This window comes from Streptomyces sp. NPDC057271, assembly GCF_042668715.1.
Taxonomy (GTDB): Bacteria; Actinomycetota; Actinomycetes; order Streptomycetales; family Streptomycetaceae; genus Streptomyces.
This window is the reverse complement of the sequence record NZ_JBHUYJ010000002.1, coordinates 54,471-71,916: the sequence shown is the minus strand read 5'-3', so window position 1 is coordinate 71,916 and position 17,446 is coordinate 54,471. Positions and strand designations below refer to the sequence as shown.

Below are 17,446 nucleotides of genomic sequence, written 5' to 3'. Positions count from 1 at the left end.
GTTCTACCTTCCGTGCCGAAGACGGGTGTCGATGTCGTCCGACAGCCCCCGGAACCTCTTGCCGGCGTCCTGCTGGCTCTGGGCGCTCCCCGACAGCCCGTCGGCCAGTCCGGTCACGCCCGTCCTGAGGTCCTTCTCGGCGGGCACGTACTTCTTCGCGAACGCCTCCCCGAACTCCCCGTCGCCCCAGCACCCGTGGTACGACGTGAGCTTGTCCAGGTACTCGTCCCGGATCAGTTTGATCTTGTCGGCCACGTCACCCATGTTCTGGCCGCTCTTGTCCAGGCCGTCCGGGTCGACGTCGAGGCTGTCGTCACTCACAGCCGATCACCCGCCTGCCGCACCGCATCACCGGCCGCCTCCTCGTCCTCCACCAGCTCGTCGAGGAGCGCTCCCGACGAGCCCCGGGGCGGCGCCTCGACCGGTGGCACAGGGATGCCTTCCTCACGGGCCGGAGCGAACATCGCCTCCCAGTCCATCTCCACGACGCCGTCAGGAGCGTCCGACGACAGGACCGGGATCGGGCCGAACGGCCGGTAGATCTCGGCGAGTTGCCCCGCCGCCTGCTTGCGTGCCAGGCCGATCGTGGACATCAGTGCGGCGGCGAGCTGCGCCGGCGGCATGGTGCGGTAGGCGTTCGTCGGGAAACGTATCTGCGTCAGCTCGCCCTGCGGGCCCATGGTCACCGCCACGGAGCGGTCCTTCGCCGTCACCGTGGCGGAGACACGCGAGGCGGCCGCCGCCGCGTCGGCCAGCTTGGCGCGTGTCTCCTCGAACTCCGCCAGCGCCTCGGCGAGTCGCTCTTCCATGCCCATGCCCATGCCCTTGGTCCTGTCGTCCTCGTACGTGACTGTGTGTGGCCGTGGTGGCCGTGTGTGGCCGTGTGTGGTGTCGGGAGAGAGGGGTCAGCGGCCGATGGCGCCGGACACACCCGCGCCGTCCGTGCCCCATGTCTCCTCGTCCTCGCTCACCCAGGTCGAGCGCTCGCGCTCGTCGCTCTGGGTGTTGCCGCCCATACCGCCGCCCATACCGCCCATGCCGCCCATACCTCCCCCCATGAACGGCATCATCGGCGTGCCGCTCGACATGGTGTTGGGCTGCCGCATCGGCACCGCGGCCTCGGCGGGGACCCCCCTGCTACGAGCCGCCGAGACCTCGGTCATGGCAAGGGCACGACGCTCGCTGCCCGCGGCGACGCCGGCGCTCCCCGTGCCGCCCGCGGTGAGGCCCGGCCCGCCGACCTGGTTCAACGGAAGGGGCGGCAGCCGGCCACCGGCGCCTCCTGTACCGCCCGCGCCTCCGTGGTTGCCCCCGAGGAGCGATTCGTTGCCCTTCTTGCGGTCCGGGAAGTCGTAGTAGCTGTGGTCGGGGGCGGTGGAGCCCGACTTGTTGGGCGGCAGCAGGCCGCTGCCTCCGGTGGTGCGCCCGTACGCGTCGGTGGTCACCGTGCGCCCGTCCGGGTACGTGATCTGGTGCCCGCCGTCCTTGAGCCGTTTGTCGACCGTGCCGTCCGGATACTTCGTCGTCGTCGATCCGTCGGCGTGGTGCGTGGTCTGGGGTCCGCCCGCGCCGCCCGTCACGTTCAGGTGCTCGGTCGTCCTGTGCCCGTTCGCGTCCACCGTGGTGTACGTGCCGTCCGGGCCCAGCTTGGTGGTGCTTCCGTCCTTGTACGTGGTCGAGACGGTGCCGTCGCGTTCCACCTGGGCGACGGACCCGTCGGCGTACTGGACCGTCGACACGCCCTTGCCGAGGTGCGAGACGGTCTTGGTGCCGTCCGGGTCGAGGGTGGTGACGGTGCCGTTGGCGGTGACGATGGTCTTCGTGCCGTTGGGGTACGTCGTCGTGCTGGCGCCGTCGTCGCCGTAGACGGTGCTGGAGCCGTCGGGGTTGCGGACGGTCTGGCCGGGCTGCGGGTGACTGGTGGTGCTGCGGCCCTCGGCGTCGGTGGTGGTGAGCGTGCCGTCCGGCGCGTGCACGGTGACGGTTCCGTCGGTGTAGCGGGTGGTCGTCGTACCGTCGGGCTTGACCGTGGTCCTCGTGCCGTCCTGGTAGGTGGTGGTCTGGCTGCCGTCGTTGTTGAGCACGGTCTTCGAACCGTCGGGGTTGCTCGTCTCCGTGGTCCCGTCGGGGCGGACCGTGGTCGTGGTCCCGTCCTTGTGGGTGGTCGTGCGGGATCCGTCGCTGTTGTACGAGGTGGTGGACCCGTCGGGTCCCTTCGTGGTCTTGACGACGGTGGGGGAGCCGCCGGGGGTGAGGCCGCCGCCGATGCCGTTGGGAGGGAGCGGCGGGGGAATCACGCCGGGCGGGTAGGTGGTCCGTTGGCCGTCCGGAGTGGTGACCGTGGTCGAGCCGTCGGGGTTGCGGACGACGCTGCCGGGGCCTGCGCCGGTGGGTCCGCCGGAGCCGTTGCCACCGATGGGGTTGGGGCCGAGCGGGGGAACCGTGAAGGGAGGGGGTCCGCCCTTGCCGTCACCCAGACCCGGACCGCCTTTCCCGTCGCCGAGACCCGGTCCGCCCCTGCCGTCGCCGAGACCCGGTCCGCCCTTGCCGTCGCCCAGGCCGCCCCCGGTGGGGTTCGGGCCGAGCGGAGGATTGTCGCCGCCGCCCTTCTTGTACTTGTCCAGCTCCTTCTGCGCGTCCGCCTTCTCCTTCTCCGCGTCGGCCTTCGCCTTGTCCGCGTCCGCCTTGGCCTTGTCGGCGGCGTTGGCGTCCTTGAGACTCGTGATGCCCGCCTTGAAGGCGAGGGGAGTGCGCCGCTCGAATGCGCGCATCTTGCTGTTGAAGTCGATGACCACGTTTCCGGCGGGTGCGTCGAGATGGGTCTTGATCGCGGCGATCCATTCGGCGCATGCCTGCTTCGAGACGCCCTTCCACCCGGATTCCTGGGACAGGTCCCCGTAGACCGGATGCTTGGTGCTGAAGCCCTCCCCGACCTGGGAGACCCCGGGACCGGACTGCCTCATCTTCGCGATGTTGTTCTCGTTCAGCCAGGTCGCCGCGGTGTCGACGTGCTTGTCCAGGAGCGCTGTCCCCAACCACAGATTGCTGGCGATCCACCCCTCGTGGATCTCCTTCAATCGTTTCGCGGTGGACAGAAAGGTCTCCTCGGCCTCCATGACGCGTTCTGAGACCACGGAGTCGGCCCGATAGTCCGGGTCGATCTTCGACGACTTCCCCGACCGGGGTGCGGGAAGCGCGAAAAGGCTCAGGAAGTCCTTGTACCCCGCGCTGGTCCCGCCGATGAGGTCACGGAACACGTCCGCCCCCGAACCGCGGTAGGCGGCGTCCTCTCCCCCGAGGTCCTTGACCCACCGCTCCAGTTTGGGGCTGTGGTCCCGGAAGAACTGGCTGACGCGGTCGAAGGCCATGGCGATGGGCGGGAGCGTTCTGAGATCGGGCGCGTCCGCGAAGGCCACCACCCGCGGAGGGTCGTACCCGCCACCGAATCCATCGGTCGTGTACTTCGTGAGCAGATGGTCGATGGCCTCCCGGTAGCCCCAGTCGAAGGCTCCCGCGACCCCGTTGTTGTTCCAGTGCGAACCGTCCGGACCCGACCAGGGCACGCTCAGCGTCACCGTGTACACGGCGACGCTCGCCCCGAGCTTCTCCCCACCCGCGTAGAGCTTGATCACACGTCCGTCGACGGGACCGTCCTCGATGCTCGGTGTGGTCGCCCGGTAGTTGTCCCCGATATCGATCTTGATGCGCATCCACTCACTGCCGTCTCCCTGCTTGGTGTCGGCCCCTCCAATGGCCGCCACCTGGGCCCGGGTTCCTCCGTCGAAGCCCGTGAACTGCTTGATGACGGCCTCCCAGTCCGGCTGGGTGGAGACGTTTCCGTTCTTGGGCGCTTCGGCCATGGCGCAGCGGATTCCTTCGTCGGTGGGATCGGCCCGAAAGGGTGCGCGAGATCGGGGCCGGCGTCAGGTCTTGCGGGACTGGGTGAGATCCGCCTCCACGTCCCGGAAGAGATCGAGGAACTTCTGACTGTCGATCTGGTCCAGACTGTTCTGCTGGGCGCCGGTCATGGTGGTGAGAACGCTTTCGAGGTTCATCCTCACGTCGTCGAAGAAGTCCTTCTGGTCGTCCACGACGACGGCCAGCTCCGACGCCGCGGCCTTCACGAAGGCGAGGAACGTATGCGCCGACATCGGCCCGTCGTCCTTGCCGGGAGCCGTGAGCTTTCCGAGGAGCAGCGTCACCTTGCTGTTGTAGAGCGTGGGATTCTCGAGCTGGGCGGACAGCCCGCCCATGGACGGGACACCCGACCAGTCCATGTCGTAGCCGTTCCCGTTCTTGGTGTATCGCCCGCCCGCCTCCTGGAGGGCTCCCAGCCACAGGAGGAACGCGGCGACGTCGTTGTCGATGAAACGGCGCAGCGTCCGCACGTCCAGTCGCGTGAGCTTCGTTTCACCAGGAGGGGGCTTCGCGGGGTCGGCCACGGTCTCTCGCAATCATCCGGGAGTGCTCGGGGTGTGGGGTTCCGGTGCCGCTCACCGGCCGATCCGCACGCCCTCCCAGTTGTCCTTCGTCTGCGCCTCGTGCCGGCGGTACTGGTCCGTGATGTCGTTCAGCGTCGCGCTGTGGCTCTGCAGGATCGTGCCCAGCGCGGTCGCCGCGCTGTTCCACTGGCCCTGGATCGAGGTGTACGTCGCCGCGTCCGCGCCCTGCCAGGCGCCGAACAGGCCGGTCAGCTCCTCGTTGAGCGCGGTCACCAACTGCTTGATGCGGTCCGTCTGCAGCCGCATGTCGTCAGCGGCCTGGTCGACGGACTTGTACTCGACGTAGATCTGACCGTCGGTCTTGTTGCTGTGGTCGTAGCCGGCGGGAGTGGCCATCGGTCCTCCTTCGGTGGAGCGGACGGGAACGGGTACGGGTACGGGAACGGGTACGACGGGGCCGGGATCGATCAGCCCATCAGCTGGTTGAACGCGTTGTTGGTGAGCCCCGCGTTCCTGATCTGGTCGCCGGTGTTCACCTGCAGCTTGGACTGGTGCGTGCCCGTCTCCTGGAGCTTCTGGATCATCTGGTCGATGTTGCGGACGATGAGGTCGACCTGGCCGCTCCAGTCGGAGAGCAACTGCCGGTAGGCGAGGCCGTCCGCACCGCCGTAGGACCGCACCAGCGAGCCCATCGTCGTCTTCACGTGGTCCTGGGACCGCAGGATCTGCGTCCTGGCCTGGGTGAGGGCGGTGTTGCCCCTCTGGTTCTCGGACTGGGACGAACTCTGGATGTTCCCGGGTGGGGTGGCCATGACCGAGGCCTTCCTGTGGAGGAGGGGAGAGGGGACGCGCGCGGTGCTCACCGACGCGTACCTCGAGGCGAGGTCTTCGAGTCTCGACGGTCGGCCTAATGCCCGGCTAACGAAGTGCTGTCGGCCCCGCCGGAGACGCCCGCGCGACGCGGCACAGTGACGTATGCCACACGTCGCCCGCTCGTCCCGCCGCCGAGCCCTCAGCGACACGTCGACACCTCGGGCCGCGCCGTGGTCTCACCCCGCGCCACCACCGCGTCCAGCGTCGGCCCCGTCGGCAGCATGTCGAGCAGCCGTGACGGCACGGCCTGGGCGCGGCCGCCCTTCAACCCCAGCCGCTCCATCGAAGTGGCGTCCGAAAGGCGGTACTTCACGCCCACGTCCGTCACCAGGTACGTGGTGGCGCCGATCACCGCCCCGCCCGCGCCGAGCGCCTGAACGAGCGCGCCGCCTCCCGGCCGTACCGACAGCGCGTCCACCGCCAGGCACGCCGGTGCGATGTCCGGGCCCGCCGGGGGCGCCGACAGGGCCGGTCCGGTGGGCACCAGGGCGATGCCCACGCGTGGGGCCGTGCCCTCCGGCTGGATCTGCGCGCACACCGATGTTCCCGGGCCCGGCGCGCGTACCGTCGGCACCCGTGTCGGCCAGTTCGCCGGATCCCTGCCGGAATCATCGGACTGATGTCGCGTCAGATCCGCTGCGGCAAGCGGAAGGGCGGTCGGTGTGGCACCGGGGTAGGCCGTCCTCGCCGTACGGTCGTCCCCCAGGACGAGAGCTGCGGCGAGTTCGCTCAGCGGGCGCAGACCGCCGCGTTCCAGCAGGTAGTGCTGCGGCGCCGCGCCCGGGGACGTCAGCGCGTAGACCTGGCCGGTGCGGCTCGGGCCGGTGCCGATCGTGGGGCCGGGGGCGCCGCGTCCGGGCACCTCGGGGGGCGTCAGGTCGGGACCCGCCGGGACGCTGTCCAGGAACGCCGCCGACACGGGAAGCGGAGCCGTACCCGCGTAGCCGAGCGCCTGCGCCGCGCCGTGCTCGCCCAGGCGCAGCCGGCGGTCACCCGACAGCAGGAAGCGGCTGCCGTCCGGAGCCTGGACCAGGACGCCCTGGCCGACGGCCGGCGAGCGGCCCGACGTCCCCAGGCCCAGCCGAAGCGACGTCACCGGGCGCCGTTCCGAGCCGTCGGCACCGGTCAGCGCCGGTGGGTTCGCGCACACCTGCCAGGCGCCCTGCTCCAGGTCCGCGGGGGACGGCAGGGCGTCGGGCGCGCCGGGAATGCCGACCGGGGGGCCGTGCCGTTCGCCCGCGAGCGAGGCGGCGGACACCTGGATCGGCTTGAGCCTGTCCGCGGCGATCAGTTTCGCCGAGGCGTGGTTGCGGATCGGGCGCAGGACCCCGTCCAGGTACAGATAGCGGGTGCCGGTGTCCTTCTGGACGATCAGGGCCGACTCCTGGCGCCACGTCTTCGTGCCGGACGGGGAGATCATTCCGAACAGGAGGAACCCGACGACCAGCACGACGCCCAGGGCGATTCCCCACACCAGCCCGCGGTTGGTGCGGCCCACGGGCGACTCGGGCGCGTCCGGATCGCTGCGCAGCATGCCGCTGGTCAGCCGGCCCATCACGAACATGTGGGCCTGGACCTGGTCTCGCTTCGACTGCATGTCTCCCGCCCCTATCCGCCGACGCCGCGGAGCGTGGAGTACAGGCCGAGGACCCACAGGGACAGCGGGATCAGCGCGACGGCGCACAGCGTGTGCAGGATGTCGGCCGCCCTGCCCCAGTGCGGCAGCACACGCCGGCCCGGCACCGTCCAGGAGGCGATCGCCGCCGACGCGGCGAGGGCGAGGAGCGCTGCGACGAGGGCTGGGCGCCGCTCCACGGTGAGGTCACCGGCCAGACGTACGGACAGCAGCACCAGCCCGTACAGGCCGGGCAGGAGCAGCGCCGGGCGCTGCCACGCATGGCCGACGCCACGCGCGTGCAACAGCAGCAGGACGCCCAGCACCGCCGCGGTGACCAGCGCGGCGGTGCTCGGGCGGTCGACGACCAGCGCCGTCACCACCCCCGCGCACACCAGGCCGGTTGCCCCGTACAGGGCGGTCATCCACTCCTCGGCGAGCGCCGTACGGTCCACCACCCGCTGGTTGGGGTGGGGCTCGATACCTTCCTGCAGTTGCTCGGCGTTGGTGGGCAGGGGCGGGAGCCTCAGGCCGGAGAGACGGAACGACATCCCGGGAACCAGACCGCCGAACGCCACCGCCAAGACCGCGACGATGCTCGCCGCGTGCGCGGCGGGCACGTCCAGGAGCAGCATCAGGCAGCCCCAGGCGACACCCATGAGCGCGACGACGGCGATGCCGACCAGCAGCGGTACGAAGGCGGCGACCGCGGCGACCGCGAGGACCGCGCCTCCCGCGGCGGCGGCCGACCCGGCGAGCAGGCGCGCGCCGACCACCTGCGGGCTCGGCTCGCCCACCGGCAACAAGGCTCCCGCCAGGGCCAGATAGGGCGGTACGAGGGCGCCGAGCGCCGCCCCCGCGGCGGCGTCGCCGACCGCGCGGCTGGCCGACGCGGCTCCGAACAGGACGAGCAGCGCGGTGCCCGCTGCCACCGCCGCCCGGAGCGGCGCCGCGCCACCGGGCAGCGCCAGGACCACCAGGCCGGCGGCCAGCAGGGCGACGGCGACCGTGCGCAGCAGCCAGCGGCTCGTGTGCTCGGCCCAACCGTACGGGCGCTCGCGCATGGTGGTGGCGACCGCGTCCACCAGGTCGTCGAAGTGCAGCGGCGGCAGCGTCTCCGAGCGGGGCCGCAGGTGCAGGGTCTCGCCGTCGCGCAGCGCGAGAGCCTCCAGCGTGGACTCGTCGTCCAGCGGGTGACCGCCGAGCCGCTGCAGCACCCAGCCGTCGTGCTCGATGCCCTCCTCCGCGAGCCCTTCGCCCGCGTGGTCGAGAAGGATGGGCAGCAGGTCGGCGACCGGTACGTCAGCGGGCACGGCGAGTTCGACGAGCCGTCGGGGGGTCCGGACCGTGAGCCGGCACAGTCCGGAGATCGATGTGTCAGTCATGGCAGGGGGCCAACACCTCTTTGCCGGGAGTCGGGAGGCCGAAGTAGAGCAGGCGTGACTAACGTCGTGCTGGCGTTCGACCTTTAGTGGCCTCTGGTACGTATGGCGTGTGCGCCCTCCGGCGCAGCGGTCACCCCGCCCCTTCCGTGCGCGCCGTCCGGTGCGCGCCTCACGCGCGGACCTCACGCGCGAGCGACTGAGGAGATCCCGGTTGAGCACTGTCCTGTTCCGTCGCCCTGCCCGTCGGCGGGGCCCCGACATGCCGGACGGCGAGCTGAGCCTCCAGGAGCCGCCCACCCTGCCCGAGGCGGAACCGAACTCCTCGGCCGTGTGGATGTACCTGCCGATGGGCCTCACCTCGCTCGCGATGCTGATGATGTTCATCAGGCCCGGGCAGGTCACCGCCTTCAGCTACTTCGCCATCGGCATGATGCTGCTGTCGTCGGTGGTGATGATCGTCGGGCAGTTCCTGCGCAGCGCCGGGGAGCGCAAGCGCAAACTCAAGGGAGAGCGCCGCGACTACCTGCGGTACCTGGCTCAGACCCGGCGCGGTATCCGGCGCACCGTGGTCGAGCAGCAGAAGGCACTCGCCTGGCGCCACCCCGGCCCGTCCGCGCTGTGGGCGCTGGTGGGCACCAGCCGGCAGTGGGAGCGCCGGCCCTCCGACGAGGACTTCGCCGAGGTGCGCGTCGCGGTGGGCGACCAGAAGCTCGGCACCCGCCTGGCGCCGCTCTCCACCAAGCCCGTCGAGGACCTCGAACCGCTGTCCGCCCACGCTCTGCGCAGTTTCATCCGGGCGTACGGCACCCTGCCCGACCAGCCGATCGCGCTGTACCTGCGCGCCTGGTCGCGGGTGCTCGTCCAGGGCGACGAGGAGCGTGGCCGGGCGATGGTGCGCGCGCTCGTGGCCCAGCTCGCCACGTTCCACGCGCCGGAGGAGCTGACCGTCGCGCTCTGCGTCTCCGACGAGCGGCGCGCCGACTGGGAGTGGGTCAAGTGGCTGCCGCACGCCCAGCACACCTATCAGCGCGACGGCGCGGGGGCGGCCCGTACCGTCGCCGCCGGACTCGCCGAGCTGGAGGAACTGCTCGGCGCCGACTTCACCGAACGCCCGCCGTTCGATCCGGACACCGCACCGAGCCGCGAGGAGCCGTTCATGGTGATCGTCGTCGACGGCGGCGCCGTCCCCGGCGGGCACCGGCTCTCCGGGCCCGGCTACCGCAACACCGTGTTGCTCGACCTGTCGGGGAACTTCGCGTGGAAGCCCGCGCGCGGCACGCTGCGCCTGCGGCTGACGGAAGAGGGTCTCCTTCTGGTGCGCACCGACCGCGACCGCCAGGAACAGGCCCAACTCCTCGGACAACCGGACATGCTGGGCCCGCAGGGGGCACGCGCCCTGGCGACGCGGCTCTCTCCGTACCGCCTGGGCGGTGGCGCGGTCGCCGCCGAGCCCTTCGCCTCAGACACCGAACTGACCTCCCTGCTGGGCATATCCGACCTGCGCCGGCACGTCCCCGCCAAGCTCTTCGGCCGTCCGCTGGAGAGCCGGGAGCGGCTGAGGGTGCCCATCGCCGTAGGCGAGGACGGCATGCCCGTCGAACTGGACATCAAGGAGTCCGCGCAGGGCGGCATGGGCCCGCACGGCATGCTCATCGGTGCCACCGGCTCGGGCAAGTCCGAACTCCTGCGCACCCTCGTCCTCGGTCTGGCACTCACCCACTCCTCCGAGACCCTCAACTTCGTCCTGGTCGACTTCAAGGGCGGCGCCACCTTCCTGGGCATGGACGGCCTGCCGCACACCTCCGCCGTCATCACCAACCTCGCCGACGAGATCCCGCTCGTCGCGCGCATGCAGGACGCCCTGCACGGCGAGTTGATCCGACGCCAGGAGCTGCTGCGCCGGGCCGGGAACTACTCCTCGGTCCTCGAGTACGAGAAGGCCCGCGCCGCCGGGACCCCGCTGGACCCGCTGCCGTCGCTGTTCGTTGTCGTCGACGAGTTCTCCGAGCTTCTGGCCGCGCACCGCGACTTCATGGACCTCTTCGTGATGATCGGCCGCCTCGGACGCTCTCTCGGAGTGCATCTGCTGCTCGCCTCCCAACGGCTGGAGGAGGGCCGCATGCACCAGCTGGAGTCCCACCTGTCGTACCGCATCGGTCTGCGCACCTTCTCCGCCATGGAGTCGCGCGGCGTCCTCGGCGTGCCCGACGCCTACCACCTGCCGCCCACTCCGGGCAGCGGCTACCTCAAGAGCGGCGTCGAGGCGCTGACCCGGTTCCGTGCCGCGTACGTCTCCGGCACCTACACGGTCAAGCGCGGCAGCGTCCAGCAGGCCCGGATCGCCCGCCAGGTGGTGCCCTGGGGCACGGCCTGGGTCGTACCACGCACCCTGCCCGCCGCGCCCGACCCGGTCGCGTCCGAGCCCGACAGCGACGAGGCCCTCCTCGGCCTCGCCCTGGAGAAGCTCCGGGACAGCGGGCCGCCCGCGCACCAGGTGTGGCTGCCGCCGCTGGAGTCGGCGCCCACCCTGGACACGCTCCTGCCGCCGCTGGAGCCCGCCCCGCACCTCGGGCTGACCACAGCCGGCTCGCCCGACCGGGGCCGCCTCCGGGTGCCGGTCGGCATCGTCGACAAGCCCTTCGAGCAGGTACGCGAGCCGCTCACAATCGACTTCTCCGGCGCGGGAGGGCACTTCGCCGTCGCCGGCGGCCCGCAGAGCGGCAAGTCGACGGTGCTGCGCACCCTCATCGCCGCGCTCGCCCTCACCCACACTCCACGGGAAGTCCAGTTCTACTGCCTGGACTTCGGCGGCGGCGCCCTCCTCGGCCTCACCGGTCTGCCGCACGTCGGCGGGGTCGCCGGCCGTCTGGACGCCGAAAGGATCTCCCGCACCCTGGCCGAGGTCACCGCGCTGCTCGACCGGCGCGAGGCGTTCTTCCAGGAGGAGGGCATCGACTCCATGGCCACGTACCGCAAGCGGCGCGCGGCCGGGCAGTACCCGGACGAGCCGTTCGGAGACGTGTTCCTGGTCGTGGACGGCTGGTCGACGGTCCGCAGCGACATGTTCGACGACATGGCCGTCTTCAACGGCCTGGCCACCCGCGGCCTCAACTACGGCGTCCACCTGATGGTGAGTACCGCCCGCTGGCTGGACCTGTCCAGCGCACTGCGTGATCAGATCGGCAACCGTCTCGAACTGCGCATGGGCGACCCGATGGACTCGGCGATCGACACCCGCAGGGCGGCCACCGTGCCCGTGCGGCCCGGGCGCGGCCTGAGCCCCGACAAGCTGCACTTCCTCACGGCCCTGCCGCGGATCGACGGGGGCGAGGACGTCGAGGACCTCAGCGAAGCCCTGACCGCTCTCGTCGAGCGGATCGCCCAGCACTGGGACGCGCCGCCCGCACCGCCCGTGCGGATGCTCCCCGTCCGGTTCGACGTCGGTGAGCTGCCTCCTGCCGAAGCTCCGCTGCGGCTGCCCGTGGGCGTCGACGAAGCCGCGCTCGCGCCCGTCGTCCACGACTTCGCCCAGAGCCCGCACCTGCTGATCGTCGGCGACACCGAGAGCGGCAAGACCAGTGCCCTGCGCCTGCTCGCCGAGCAGATCGTCGCCCATCACAGTCCCGACGAGGCACGCATCCTGGTCGTCGACTACCGGCGCGAACTGGTGGAGGCCGTGCCCCCCGAGTACCGCCTCGGGCACGCCGTCGCAGCCGACCCGCTGCGCGAACTCGTCGACGGCGTCACCCGCGCCATGGCCGTCCGCACGCCGTCCGAGGACATCTCACCGGCCCGGATGCGCCGCGCGGACTGGTGGACGGGGCCGCGGCTCTTCATCCTGGTCGACGACTACGAGATGGTCGGCTCGCCGTTCGACGGGCCCTTCGACCCGCTGATCCCGCACCTGCCGCTCGGTTACGAGATCGGCCTGCACCTGGTCCTGGCCCGGGCGGCGACCGGCGCCTCCCGTCAGGACCCGCTCACCCGCAAGCTCCAGGAGGTCAACGCGGCCGGTCTGCTGATGTCCTGCCCGACCTCGGAAGGCTACGTCTTCGACGGTGTCCGCCCGCGCATCCTGCCGCCGGGCCGTGCCCTGCGGATCGCACGGCGCAAGGCCGCGCTGGTGCAACTCGCGCTGCCGACGGAGACGGAAGCCGAGGAGTCGGAGTAGCGCGGCCGAAGTGGGGGGGGGCGGGGCGAGGCCGTCCCGCCCCGCGCCGGGCCGCGCTCAGGCCCCGTCCGCGCCCCGCTCTCCGATCCGCCCGGGCCGCCAGCCCCGCCGGCGCCCTCGCGGCAGGATCGTCGCCAGGAACGCCACGAGAAGCACCGTCCCCGCCGATCCGCCCGCGACGAGGAGCGCCTTGTTCCGGGCCGGGCCCGCGTCCTCGGCCTCCTGAAGCCGTACCGCACCGGCCTTCGCGGGCGGTGTCGGCGCAGACCCCGACGCCGTGCCCGCGACCGCCCCGTACGGGTCCAGAGCGGGGAGATCGCCCGGGTACGCCGTCCTCAGCATCCGCTCCCGCACCTGCCGCGCGTCGAGCCCGGGGTGGTAGGCACGTACCAGGGCCGCCGTTCCCGCGGTGACCGCCGCGGCCAGCGAGGCACCCGAACCCGTCCACTTGCCGTCGCCGCGAGGGCCCGGCCCCACCAGCGCGTTGCCGGGGGCGGTCAGGTCCGCCCGGGTGAAGCGGGGCGCACGGTCGGCGGGGCCGCCGTCGGGACCGGTGGCCACGACGGCCAGGGCCTGCCGCGGCGGAGCGGGCGCGGGCGGAGCCTCCCCGCCGTCGCCCGCGGGCGCGCTGTCGGCAGCCGCCGGGACGACGACGAGCGCGTCCGCCCGTGCGGCGTCGGCCATCGCCGAACGCACCCGCGGGTCCGCCCCGTCGAGGGGCACGCTCACGGCGATGACGTGCGCGCCCGCCCGCGCCGCCTCCCGGATCCCGTCGGCCATGCGGGCGGGATCCGGTTCACCCCGGGTGCCCGTGCCCCGTACGGCCAGGATCTGTGCCCGGGGCGCGACGCCGGAGAAGCCCTGTCCGGGCGCGGTGGCCCCGGCGGCGATGCCCGCCAGGAAGGATCCCCTGCCCACGCAGTCGGTGTGGGCGTCTCCCAGTGCCCGTACGCGTCCCTTGAGCACGGCGGGGGCCTCGCTGACGCCGGTGCCGACCACCGCGACCGTCACGCCCTGCCCCTGCGACAACTGCCACACCTGGTCGAGCCCCAACGCGCGCCGTGTCCACGGCGCGTCCACGAGCGGAAGTCCCGCGAACGACGTGCACTTCTGGTCGGGCGCCAGGCGCTCGGGCATACCCGGCAGCGCCACCGGAGGGTCCGCGGTTCCGACGGCGTGCGCGGGCAGGACGGTGGCCACGGTCAGGGCCGCGGCGCACAGGATCAGGGGTGTACGGCGGCGCATGGACGGCGCACCTCGTTCCAGGTGGGGAGGATGGCCGGTCGCGCACCGGCCGGTGGCGGATCGCGGGTCAGAGGGACAGGTCCCGTGGCAGCAGCAGCCGCAGGTCGTCCAGGCCGGGGGCGGCCATCGTGCTCAGCCGGCCCGCCTGCCGGGTCATCATCCTCTCCAGGGTCTGGCGGGCCAGGCGGGCGTTGCCGAACGCCCGGCCGCGCGGCAGCGAGTCGAAGTACGCCAGGAGCGCGTCCTCGGTGCCCCCGGCACAGTCGTAGCCGTTGTCGGCGGCGTGGCGACGGACGATGGTGACCAACTCGCCGGAGGTGTAGTCGGGGAACTCGACGTGCCGGGTGAAGCGTGACTCCAGGCCCGGGTTGGACCCGAGGAAGCGGGTCATCTCCTCGGTGTAGCCCGCGGCGATCACCACGACGTCGTCGCGGTGGTCCTCCATCAGCTTCAGCAGCGTGTCCACCGCCTCCTGCCCGAAGTCGGACGACGAACTGCCACCGGGAGGCGTCAGGGTGTACGCCTCGTCGATGAACAGCACCCCGCCCAGGGCACGTTCGAAGACCTCTTTCGTCAACCGCGCGGTGTGGCCGACGTACCGGCCCACCAGGTCGGCGCGTGAGACCTCCACCAACTGCCCGCGCGGCAGTACCCCCAGGGAGACCAGCAGCTCTCCGTACAGGCGGGCCACGGTCGTCTTGCCGGTGCCGGGCGGTCCCGCGAAGACCAGGTGGTTGCTCAGCCGCGGGGCGGGCAGTCCCGCCGCGGCCCTGCGACGGGCGGCCGCGAGCAGGTTGACGAGATCCCCCACCTCGCGCTTGACGTTCGCCAGGCCCACCAGTGACTCCAGGCGCTCCAGCGGGCTCCCGGCGGAGTCTTCACCGGACGCGGTCGGGACGCCGACGTCCTCGGGGACGAACAGGGACAGGTCCTGCTCGCTCACGTCCGTCAGCGTGGCCAGGCGGGAGGCCTGTCGGTCGACCATTTCCTCGAAGACCTTGCGTGCGGTGCGGCCGTTGCCGAACACCGCGTCGCGCGGGATGGCCTCGAAGCGTGCGTGCAGGGCGGTGCGGGCGGCGGGGTTCAGCTCGTAGTGGTGACCGGCGCACATCCGCTCGACGATGGTGACCAGTTCCTCGGACGTGTAGTCGGTGAACTCGACGGTCCGGGTGAAGCGTGAGGCAAGTCCCGGATTGGAGGAGAGGAAGCCGTCCATCTCGGCGGGATAGCCGGCCGCGATGACCACCACGTCCTCGCGGTTGTCCTCCATCAGCTTCACCAGGGTGTCGATGGCCTCCCGTCCGAAGTCGGCACCCGAACCCCCGCCGTCCGACAGCAGCGTGTACGCCTCGTCGACGAACAGCACGCCGCCCAAGGCCCTGTTGAACGTCTCCGTGGTCTTGATGGCCGTTCCGCCGACGATCTGTGCCACCAGGTCGGCACGCGAGACCTCCACCAGGTGGCCCGAGCGCAGCACACCGAGCTGGGCCAGGATCGAGCCGTACAGGCGGGCCACGGTCGTCTTGCCGGTGCCGGGCGGCCCCGCGAAGACCAGGTGGCGGCTGGTGGGCGGGGCGGGCATCCCGAGGCTGGCGCGCCGCTGGGCGAGCCGGTTGAGATTGACCAGGGTCAGCACCTGCTGCTTCACGTCTTCGAGGCCGATCAGAGTCCGCAGTTCGTCGACCGGGCCGCTGTCCTCGGCGGGCTGGGGCATCGCGCCCGCGGGCAGCCGTCCCTCGCCCGCGGCCTCGGCGGCCGCCGCACTCCCCCACGCGTCCGCGGCGCCGTTGTCCGTACTGGTCAGACCGTCGACGGCCAGCCGCTCTCCGGCCACCGTCTGGCGCAGCCCGCTGCCGCGGTTGCTCCGGACGGCACAGTCGGCGAGCGAGACGGGGCCGGTGCCTTCGACGCGTACGCCGTCGCCGCCCGAGCCGGTGACCTCGCAGGCGTTCAGCACGGCCTCGGCTCCGGGCGCGAGGAGCACGCCGTGCTCGGCGGCTCCGGTGACCCTGGCGCGCGTGGCCGACAGCTCACCGTCGGCCTCGACGTGGATTCCGGCCCCGCCCGACTCCTCCACGGCGGTGTCGCGCAGCGTGAGCGCGCCCAGGGCCCCGACCCGGGCGGCGGCGCCGCCGGTGGCGCGCAGCCGACCGCCGCCCACGTACAGGGCGCCGTGCCCGGAGACGTGCACCGCGGATCCACCGCTCTCCTCGACGACGCACTCCTCCATACGGCCGCGCCCGTCCTTGGTGACCTCCACACCGTGCCCTCCACTGCGGGCCACGGTCGCGCGACGCAACAGAGGATTGGCACCCGAGCGCACCACGATGCCCGCGCCCTTGGCGTCGAGCACGCGCAGGCGGTCGAACTCCGCCGTGGAGTCCTCGTCGAGGAGCACTCCGACGGTCTGCGCGTCCTGGACGACCGTCCCGGCGAGGGACGGCGACGCGTAGCCGGTGACGCGGATCGCGGCGTCCTTCGCCCCGGTGAACGTGCAGTCGGAGTACGTTCCCCGGCCCCGCTCGGACACCAGCAGACCGTGTCCGGAGGTGCGTTCGGCGCGGCATCGGATCAGGGTGGGCGCGCTGCCCGCGCCCACGACGAACCCGTGGCCGCCGGTCTCCACCACGGTGACGTCCTCGAGGACGGCGGTCCTGGTGCTGTGGACGAGCACGCCCACCACCGCCTCGCGCACGGTGCCACGTGTGAAGGTGACCGCGCTGTCCTCCTCGACGGCCACACCCGGCTTGTCGGTGCCCGTGATCTCACAGTCCTCCAGGTGCATGACGGCCTGCCCGTTCGTCAGCACACCGTTGCCGCGCGCGTCACGCAACCGGCTGCCGCGCACCGTGACGCGGCCCTGCTCACCGGCCACCACCGCCGAGGTGCCCAGGTGCTCGACGGAGCAGTCCTCCACGAAGGTCTCCGCGGGAGAGGTGGACACCACACCGGCACCCGCCGGATTGCTGACGTGGCACTGGCGCAGCGCCAGCGAGCCGCTGCCGCGCGCGAACAGGGCCGTCCAGGCCGAGCCGCGGACGTCGCAGCGGTCCATGGCGACCTGCCCGCGCGGGGCGTCCACCACGGGCAGTTCGTCGTCGTGGCCGCGCAGGACCAGGTCGCTGACCATCAGCGCGTCCCCGGTGAAGGTCAGCGCCACTCCGCGCCGCGGAGCGACTTCGACCGTTCCACGGCCTTCCGCGGCGACGAGGGTGATGGCGACCGAGACGACCAGGGCCTCCTCGTACCGCCCGGGCTCGATGCTGACGACGGCTCCGGTTCGCGCGCGGGCGACCGCCTCCGCGATGGTGCGGAAGTCGCCTGTGCCGTCGGCGGAGACGGTGAGCATCTGACGTGACACGTGACTGCCCTCCCGGCCCCGCCCGTGGAAACAGGGCTGGGGGCACGTGGCAAGTGGGTTGCTGGCTGAGGCGCCGACCGTAGCAACCTCCGCTAAGGGAACGGGCGTTAGCCAAACGTGAGCGGAACGTCAGCGGGTGTCCCGGAGCGCGTCGGGGCACGCACCGGCGGGCCCGACCCGGCGGGCCGCTCCGGCGGGGCCGCTCCGGCGGGGCCGCTCCGGCCGCGGGACTCACGCCAGGCGGCGGCGAGTGGGCGCACGGGCTGCGCGTCGCGGTCCCGCCGCGCCGCCCGGGGTTCTCCACCCCAAGGTTTCCGAACCTTCGTCGATCGGCGGGCGGGGCTCTCGCCCGCG

At 72.1% G+C, this 17,446-nt stretch carries 11 protein-coding genes; 1 reads left to right on the top strand and 10 read right to left on the bottom strand.

The features are described 5' to 3' along the window. Nucleotides 1-3: 3 nt before the first annotated feature. The 8 genes from ACFUJR_RS01295 to eccD form a co-directional block, all read right to left on the bottom strand. On the bottom strand, nt 4-321 hold the full coding sequence (locus tag ACFUJR_RS01295; RefSeq protein WP_383168839.1) for a WXG100 family type VII secretion target: 318 nt from the start codon (nt 319-321) through the stop codon (nt 4-6). Further along, complete coding sequence (locus ACFUJR_RS01290) at nt 318-809, bottom strand: YbaB/EbfC family nucleoid-associated protein (RefSeq protein ID WP_383450174.1); 492 nt, start codon at nt 807-809, stop codon at nt 318-320. The genes ACFUJR_RS01295 and ACFUJR_RS01290 overlap by 4 nt, the downstream gene beginning before the upstream one ends. A 96-nt stretch (nt 810-905) precedes the next feature. Beyond that, nucleotides 906-3,860: an AAWKG family protein gene (locus ACFUJR_RS01285; protein ID WP_383168844.1), complete on the bottom strand. Its 2,955-nt coding sequence runs from the start codon at nt 3,858-3,860 to the stop codon at nt 906-908. 63 nt (nt 3,861-3,923) lie between these two features. Further along, a complete protein-coding gene (locus ACFUJR_RS01280) occupies nt 3,924-4,454 on the bottom strand; it encodes a type VII secretion system-associated protein (RefSeq protein WP_383450172.1) in 531 nt (176 codons plus the stop codon). 39 nt (nt 4,455-4,493) lie between these two features. Beyond that, the gene (locus ACFUJR_RS01275; RefSeq protein ID WP_383168850.1) at nt 4,494-4,838 is read right to left on the bottom strand and encodes a WXG100 family type VII secretion target; all 345 of its coding nucleotides are present in this window, start codon (nt 4,836-4,838) and stop codon (nt 4,494-4,496) included. A 71-nt stretch (nt 4,839-4,909) separates the two neighbouring features. Continuing rightward, nucleotides 4,910-5,254 carry a hypothetical protein gene (locus tag ACFUJR_RS01270; RefSeq protein WP_383450171.1) on the bottom strand — a complete coding sequence of 115 codons (345 nt, stop codon included), beginning with the start codon at nt 5,252-5,254 and terminating at the stop codon, nt 4,910-4,912. Between the two features lie 200 nt (nt 5,255-5,454). After that, nucleotides 5,455-6,912, bottom strand: coding sequence for a type VII secretion protein EccB (eccB, locus tag ACFUJR_RS01265; RefSeq protein WP_383168855.1), 1,458 nt, complete (start codon nt 6,910-6,912; stop codon nt 5,455-5,457). An 11-nt stretch (nt 6,913-6,923) separates the two neighbouring features. Further along, on the bottom strand, nt 6,924-8,315 hold the full coding sequence (eccD, locus tag ACFUJR_RS01260; protein WP_383168858.1) for a type VII secretion integral membrane protein EccD: 1,392 nt from the start codon (nt 8,313-8,315) through the stop codon (nt 6,924-6,926). Nucleotides 8,316-8,526: 211 nt separating this feature from the next. On the opposite strand from eccD, the gene eccCa reads away from it, so the two are divergent. Then, a complete protein-coding gene (gene eccCa / locus ACFUJR_RS01255; protein ID WP_383168861.1) occupies nt 8,527-12,486 on the top strand; it encodes a type VII secretion protein EccCa in 3,960 nt (1,319 codons plus the stop codon). A 57-nt stretch (nt 12,487-12,543) separates the two neighbouring features. On the opposite strand, the gene ACFUJR_RS01250 is transcribed toward eccCa, so the two are convergent. Further along, entirely contained in the window at nt 12,544-13,731 is a 1,188-nt protein-coding gene (locus ACFUJR_RS01250; RefSeq protein WP_383168863.1) for a S8 family serine peptidase, read from the bottom strand. A gap of 67 nt (nt 13,732-13,798) precedes the next feature. Then, nucleotides 13,799-17,080, bottom strand: coding sequence for a right-handed parallel beta-helix repeat-containing protein (locus ACFUJR_RS01245; protein WP_383168869.1), 3,282 nt, complete (start codon nt 17,078-17,080; stop codon nt 13,799-13,801). Nucleotides 17,081-17,446 lie beyond the last annotated feature (366 nt).